Origin of the sequence: Pseudomonas sp. HMWF006 (assembly GCF_003061205.1) — a bacterium.
GTDB classification, from domain to species: Bacteria; Pseudomonadota; Gammaproteobacteria; order Pseudomonadales; family Pseudomonadaceae; genus Aquipseudomonas; species Aquipseudomonas monsensis.
In genome coordinates this window covers 1-6975 of record NZ_QAIU01000057.1, presented here as the reverse complement: position 1 = coordinate 6975, position 6975 = coordinate 1, and the positions used below count along the sequence as shown (strand labels likewise).

The window sequence follows — 6975 nt, the reverse complement described above, 5'->3', positions numbered from 1 at the left end:
GCCTTGGCGATGTAGTCAGCAGCAGTGATGACGAGGATGACAATTAATGAACATGCGTAAATTATGGCCGTTGTTGATGGCCGGCAGCGTTGGCGCGATGGGCCTGTCCACGGCCAGCGCCGAGACCTTCCAGTTGCTGGTCGGCTCCTACACCGCCGGCAGCAGCCAGGGCATCTATCGCATGAAATTCGACAGCACCACCGGCCAGATCGACGCCAAGCCGTTGCAAGTGGTGAAGAGCGAAAACCCGTCGTGGCTGACCCTGTCCAAAGACCAGAAACGTCTGTTCGTGGTCAACGAAAACGGCCCGGGCCAGAAAGACCCGGTTGGCCGCGTCAGCAGCTATTCGATTGACCCCAAGACCCACGCCTTGAGCCTGATCAATCAAGTGCAGAGCCTGGGCAACGAGCCGACTCATTCCAGCCTCAGCGGCGATGCCGGCCATCTGTTCGTCAGCAACTATTCGGTGGTGGAAGATCCGGGTGGAACGCTGGCGGTATTGCCGGTCGGTGCGGATGGCAAACTCAAACCGGTGGTGCAGATGAGTGCGCACCCGGCGAGCCGGGTCAATCCTGAGCGCCAGGCCTCGAACCACGTGCACTCGACGGTTTCTTCGCCGGACGGCCGCTACGTGTTCTCCAATGATCTGGGCGCGGACAAAGTCTTCATTTATCAATTCGACCCGAAGGCCAATCCGGAGCTGCCGCTGACCCCGGCGAAAACCGCTTCTGTGGCGTTGCCTGCCGGCAGCGGCCCACGTCATTTGCTGTTCAGCGCTGACGGCAAACATGCCTGGCTGACCATGGAAATGAGCGCGCAAGTCGCGGTGTTCGATTACAACGACGGTGTACTGACCCAGACGCAACTGGTCGATCTGGCCGCTGGGCAGCCAACCTCTGACAAAGCCGCTGCCGCGCTGCATGCATCGGCCGATGGCAAGTTTCTTTACGTCAGCAACCGTGGCACTGCCAATCAGCTGCTGGTGTTCAGCATTGATCCGGCGAACGGCCAGCTCAAAGAGCTGCAAAAACGTTCGGTGGAGGGCGATCACCCACGGGAGTTCAGCCTCGATCCGAGCGGCAAGTTTCTGCTGATCGCCAACCAGAAGAGCAACGACATTGTTGTTGTCGAGCGTGATGCCAAGACCGGCCTGCTCGGCAAAACCGTGCAAAAACTGCCGATGGACGCCCCGAGTGACCTGAAGTTTTTGCTGCGACAATAAGCCACAGGCCCCGGAATACGGGGCCTGTCTCTTTGTATTAATCGCGCTGATATCCGGTAATGCTACAAAGCATTTCAAGCGATCAACCCTCGAGCGTTAAGTTTGCTTCACGGCCCAACCGGGCAAGCCAGCCAAACGAATACGAGGGTTACCGCCATGAACTTCAATCTCTTCTCCGTCATCGCCGCTTCCGCCATCTCTGCCACCGTGGCCCTGCCAGCCAGCGCGAACGTTGAAATCGCCAGCAAAAAATCCCACACCCAGAGCTACACCCAGAAATACCTGCAACAGAGCGCCAACTTCTACGCCGCCCTGGATCACAAAGCCCAACACTGAAATGTTCGCTTCGAACAACGCCCTGCAGGCGCTGCCGAAGGCTGCGATCTTTGCATCTTGAATGTCAAAAGATCGCAGCCTTCGGCAGCGCCTGCACGTTTGCGTGATCGAAAACTCTCCGCTCGACAGGTTTTCTCCATCGCGGAGATAGACCGGCTAAATAATCAACCAGGTTGATGTTTACTATGGCAAACCCTGAGTGGTTAGTACGGTTTTTTTGATTGATCCTGACGGCACTGAAACATGCCCACGGAGAAATATCATGGCCAGTGCAATCATCACCTCAGCCAGGCGCGGCGCCTATATGGCCATTGGTCTTTACCTGGTCCTGGTGTTGTTCGTCAGCGTCGCCGCCCAGACGCAACACACGTTTGACGCACCGATCCAGGTCGCACACCCCGGCATCCAGTTCGAACACCGCGCAGACAGCGTGCTGGTCGATCGGGCGGAACTCGCAGGGGTAGGCGGAGCATGAAAGGCTACAGACTTTGGGTCATCGCCGGCCTGGCACTGATGACCAATGGCGCAGCGTTACTTGGCTTCGGTCAGGGTTCGGTTGGCGCACTGGCACGGGCCATAGAGGCCAATCACACCATCGCACACAACATCGAACGGGCAAATACCCTGGGGCTGATGGCCGGCAATCCACCGATGAAAGTCTCTGCCGATTTTCTCGGCCCCTTTGAAGTGGATTGCATGGCACTCGGCATGTGCAACGCACTCGCCTAGACAACGCGAACCACTGTGGCGAGGGGATTCATCCCCGATGGGCCGCGAAGCGGCCCCAGACCCGGCAAACCGGATTGTTCTGATACACCGAGGTTTCTGATTTCAGGGCAGCTTCGCCGCCCATCGGGGATGAATCCCCTCGCCACAAGGTGTTCGGTAGCAGGAATTCGGGGTTACTTCTTCATGATCGCCGTAAACAGCTCGGATTCGAGCAAACGCTGCAACCACGCCTGCAACCGCACATAAGGCGTCTGCGCAAACCACTCGCGATCCACATGCGCAAACTGCCGCACGAACGGCAGCAACGCCACATCCGCCAGACTCAAGTGATCGGCCAGCAAGTACTCACGATCGGTCAGCAGCTCATCCAGACGCTGCAAAAACAACGCGCCCTCAGCCCGATAAACTTCCATCGGCTGCTCGGGATAGCGTTCGGCGTACTTGTAGCGATTCAGATGCACCTTGAACACCTGATCATTAGCCTCGATCAACTCGGCAATCCGTGGATCCCCCTCCAGTAGCCAGCCCTGCGGATCATGCTGCGCCAAGGCCCAGCGCATGATCTCCAGACTCTCGTCAATCACCTGCCCACCGGCATCCAGCACCGGCACCGTGCCCTTGGGCGAGATCGCCAGCATCTCGGCGGGCTTGGCCTTGAGGCTGACTTCGACGATTTCCACCGGCACTGCGCAATAACGCAGGGCCATCCGCGCACGCATCGCATAGGGGCAGCGGCGGAATGAATACAGCGTATTCATTTCACCTCCAGGGTGCTCAAACCATTGCCCTGACGCTGCACCTGAATCTGCACCGGAATCCGCTCGTGCATTTCCTGTACGTGGGAAATCACCGCCACCTTGCGGCCCTGGGCCTGCAACCCGTCGAGCGCATCCATCGCCAGTTGCAGCGACTCCGGATCGAGGCTGCCAAAGCCTTCGTCGATAAACAGCGATTCGATTTTCAGTGTGCTCGATGCCATCGACGCCAGCCCCAATGCGAGGGCCAGCGACACCAGGAACGTCTCGCCGCCGGACAACGAATGCACCGAGCGCAGTTCATCGCCCATTTCCGTGTCCATCACCAGCAGGCCGAGCATGCTGCCGCCGCGCTTGAGGCGATAGCGTTTGACCAGTTGGCGCAACTGCACGTTGGCGTGATGCACCAGCAGGTCGAGGTTGTAGGCCTGGGCGATTTTGCGGAACGTGTCACCGGTGGCGGACCCGATCAGCGCGCTGAGCCGTGCCCAACGCTGATATTCGGCGTAGGCCTCGGCGATCTGCTGCGCCAGCGCCTGATTGGCGTTTTGCCGGCGCTGATCTTCTGCCTGTTCGGCGCGCAGTTCGGCGCATTGCTGCTCACTGATGTTGAACTGGTTTTGCAGGTCGGCGAGGGCGCTGGCCAGTTGCTCGGCATCGAGATCGCCCTTGTGCTGCGCCTGATGATCGAGCAGGCGCTGGTCGCGCTCTTGCAGCAAGACCCTGGCCTGCTCGATGGCTTTTTCATTGTGCTGCAAGCGCTGGCGCAGTTCGGCGACCTGACCGTCATCGACCCGTAGCAGATCTTCGAGGCCACCGTCATCGAGTTCCGGATGTCGGGCGCGCCAGTCGGCAATCTTTTGCGTCAGCTCGCTGTCTTCGCTTTGCAGTGCTTGCAAGCGTTCTTGCTGAGCCTTGAGTTCGGCGCCGGTCTGCACGCGTTGCGTGCGCACATCCTGTAGTTCCTGAGTCGTGCTGGTCTCGGCGCTGCGCGCCTGCTCCACGGCCTGTTCCAGTTGTTGCTGCCAGTGCTCGGCGCTGCTGTGTTCGCCGAGCAGTTGCGCGAGTTGGGTCTGACAGGCCTGTTGCTGCGCGGCCAATGTGCTGAACTGCTGCTCGGCGTTTTGCTGCTGCTGGACGCGGCTCAGTTGGCGGTCCTGTTCCTTCTCCAGCGTCTGTTGACGTTGCTGCTGTTCGGCCAGTTCTTCCTTTTGCTGCTCGACCTGCGCCAGACGCTCGGCAATCTGCCGGTCCAGCTGCATGAACGTCGCCGCCGGCTCGAGGCGCAAGGCCTCAAGCGTGTCCGCTGCAAGCAAGTTGCCGAACGCCGCGAGTTCTTCGTCGAGACGCTGGCGATCGCTGCTCAACTCGCGCTGCTGATTGCTCAGGTGCTGCGCCGCTTGCTGGTGCGCGGTTTCGGCCTGGCGCAATTGCTGAGTCAGACGCGCCGCGTCCTGTTGCAGGGTGAGCAGGGCGCTCTGGCGCTGTTCGTCCTGGCTGATGCTCTGGTTCAACTGCTCGTTTTGCCGGGTCAGCCAGGCATCGCGTTTGTCGGCGTCCTGATTCAGTAACTGAGCCGCCAGCGGATGCGCGTCGAGGCTCGGCGCAAGCGCCTGTTGCTGCGCGGCCAGTTGTTCCTGCTGTTGCAGCAGTTCCTTTTGCTGAGCGATCACGCCACCGACTTCAGCGCGCAGTTCGATGAGCTTTTCCTTGAGCTGATCGACCACCTGCTGAGCGTTGGCCTGTTCGCTTTCATCATGGCGGCCGAGGCTTTGCAGCAAGGCTTCGGGCTGATGATAGGGGTGCTCGTTGCTGCCACAGACCGGGCACGGTTGGTCGTCCTGCAACTGCGCGCGCAACTCTTCGACACTGGCACTGCGCGCCAGACGCTGGCGTTCGAGCAGTTCGCGGGTGACGTTCAGGGTTTGTTCGGCGACCGTCAGCTCGGCTTTGGTTTTTACCCCGTCATGGGTCAGGCGTTCGCGTTCCTGCTGGGCGCTGAGCTGGCGTTGTTGCAGCTCGGCGCTGCGCTTGTCCAGCTCCTGCTGGCTGACCCACAACCGCGACAGGTCTTCAATCGCACGCAGTTGCTTGCGGTTGTCCTGCAGCAGCGTGCCGAGAATGCCGATCTGTTCGGCGACGGCATCGGGTTCGGCGCCGGCCTCTTTGAACAGCACTTCAAGTTGCTGTTTCTGTGTGGTCAGCTCTGCGGCGCTGCGCGTGGCGTTTTCTTCGAGGCTCGCCAGTTCCGTCTGACCTTTGTTCAAACGATTGCCGATCAACATCAACTGTTGCAGGCGATCGCGGTAGGCATTCCAGGCGTCGCTCAGCGGCGCCAGATGAGCGCTTTGCTCAAGCTCGGCGGCGATGCGTTGCAGGCGTTCGGCGACCTGGCTCTGGTTTTCCAGCAGGCCTTGAATGGCGTTGTGTCCCTCAGTGCAGGCCTGCTGCGCATTGAGCCTGGCTTCGGCACTTTGGGCGACTTCCTTGGCCAGACGGGCGAGGGTGCTTTGCTCTTCAAAGGCCTGACGCAACAGCGGCGCGTTTTCGCTTTGTCGTTGTTGTGCTTCGCTCAGGGCGATTTTCGCCGCTTCGAGGTTGTGCTCCAGCTGCGTCTGGCGCTCAGTCAGTTCGGCGTGTTGCCGGGTGTGCGCGGCGATTTGCGCGGCCAGTGGCGTCAGTAGGGCATCGAGTTCGGTTTTGCGCGCGAACTGGTGTCGTTGTGGGCCGAGCTGCTCCAGGCGCGTCAGTTTCACCCGCTCGCCAGCCAGACTTTCCGAATGTTGTTGGGCACTGTGCAGTTGCTCGGATGCAGCTTGCTGCGCGTCTTGCAGCACCCGCAAGTCCTTGAGCCAGCTGTGCTGCTGCTCAAGTTGCTTGAGCTGCGCCTGTTGCAGTTTCAATTGCTGTTGCGCGGCGTTGAAACGCTGATCCAGTTCATCCCGGGCTTCGGGCGCCAACGGGGTCACGCCGGTGGCTTGATCCTGCAATAGCTTGTGCGCTTCGCGGGCCTCTTTGGTCTTGTCGAAGGCGCGGCGGCCGAGGCGGGTGTACAGCGCGGTGTCGGTGAGTTTTTCCAGCAGCTCGCTGCGATCGTTGTCGTCAGCCTTGAGGAACGCGCTGAACTCGCTCTGCGCCAGCAGCACGGCGCGGGTGAACTGTTCGAAGTTCAGGCCGAGGGCAGCTTCCAGTTGAGTTTTGTATTCGCCTTTCTGGCTGGCGAGCAGTTGATCCTGGTCGATGTCGCGCAGGCTCTGCCGGCTGGCCTGCAACTTGCCGCCGGCCTTCTCGCGGGCACGGTTGGCTTCCCAGCGCGCACGGTAACGGCGGCCATCGACGCCGACGAAATCCACTTCTGCATAACCTTCACCGGTGCCACGTCGCAGCAAGGTGCGCGGGTCGCCGGTGGCGATTTCGCCGTCGGCATCCGGGACTTTGGCGTCACGGCCGGTGTTGTTCAGGCGCGGCACGGCGCCGAACAGCGCCAGGCACAGGGCGTCGAGCAGGGTACTTTTACCCGCGCCGGTCGGGCCGGTGATCGCGAACAAACCGGCGCTGGCCAATGGTTCAGCGGTGAAATCAATCTCGAACGGCCCGGCCAGCGAGGCGAGGTTTTTCAAGCGAATGGCGAGAATCTTCATGGCTGCTCGCCCTCCAGTTGTACGTCTTGCAGCAGTTCGGCGAAGTCCTTCAGCGTCTGCTCATCGACCTCGTTGCCGTAGTTGTCGAGCCAGGCGCGGCTGAACAGTTCCTGCGGGGTGAGTTGGTCGAGTTCGATCAGCGCGGTGCCATCCTCCTCACCGTTCGCGCCACGGTTACCGGCGTATTCAGCGGCGATGCGCACCAGCCGCACGGCTTTGCCTTGCAACGCGGTTTCGACTTGATGGCGCAAGTCCGGCTGCGGCTCGTCGAGGCGCACACGCACTTCCAGCC

Annotated in this window: 7 protein-coding genes; 4 read left to right on the top strand and 3 right to left on the bottom strand. The window is 60.7% G+C overall.

The features are described from left to right. The first annotated feature begins 46 nt into the window (after positions 1–46). The 4 genes from DBR24_RS02170 (at position 47) to DBR24_RS02155 (ending at position 2287) form a co-directional block, all read left to right on the top strand. Complete coding sequence (locus tag DBR24_RS02170) at positions 47–1222, top strand: lactonase family protein (protein WP_128613761.1); 1176 nt, start codon at positions 47–49, stop codon at positions 1220–1222. A gap of 156 nt (positions 1223–1378) precedes the next feature. Next, positions 1379–1558 (top strand): hypothetical protein, encoded by a 180-nt coding sequence (locus DBR24_RS02165; RefSeq protein ID WP_041062495.1) that lies wholly within the window; start codon positions 1379–1381, stop codon positions 1556–1558. Between the two features lie 262 nt (positions 1559–1820). Then, positions 1821–2033, top strand: a complete 213-nt coding sequence (locus tag DBR24_RS02160; protein WP_128613760.1) for a hypothetical protein — start codon at positions 1821–1823, stop codon at positions 2031–2033. Then, positions 2030–2287 (top strand): hypothetical protein, encoded by a 258-nt coding sequence (locus DBR24_RS02155; protein ID WP_123468014.1) that lies wholly within the window; start codon positions 2030–2032, stop codon positions 2285–2287. The genes DBR24_RS02160 and DBR24_RS02155 overlap by 4 nt, the downstream gene beginning before the upstream one ends. Positions 2288–2460: 173 nt before the next feature. Here the strand turns inward: DBR24_RS02155 and DBR24_RS02150 are convergent, their stop codons facing one another. From DBR24_RS02150 to DBR24_RS02140, 3 genes are all read right to left on the bottom strand, one after another. Beyond that, complete coding sequence (locus DBR24_RS02150; RefSeq protein ID WP_128613759.1) at positions 2461–3045, bottom strand: glutathione S-transferase; 585 nt, start codon at positions 3043–3045, stop codon at positions 2461–2463. Further along, entirely contained in the window at positions 3042–6683 is a 3642-nt protein-coding gene (locus tag DBR24_RS02145; protein WP_128613758.1) for an AAA family ATPase, read from the bottom strand. The genes DBR24_RS02150 and DBR24_RS02145 overlap by 4 nt, the downstream gene beginning before the upstream one ends. Beyond that, a partial coding sequence (locus DBR24_RS02140) for an exonuclease SbcCD subunit D C-terminal domain-containing protein (RefSeq protein WP_177490398.1) occupies positions 6680–6975 on the bottom strand: 296 nt, incomplete at its 5' end. The genes DBR24_RS02145 and DBR24_RS02140, both read right to left, overlap by 4 nt.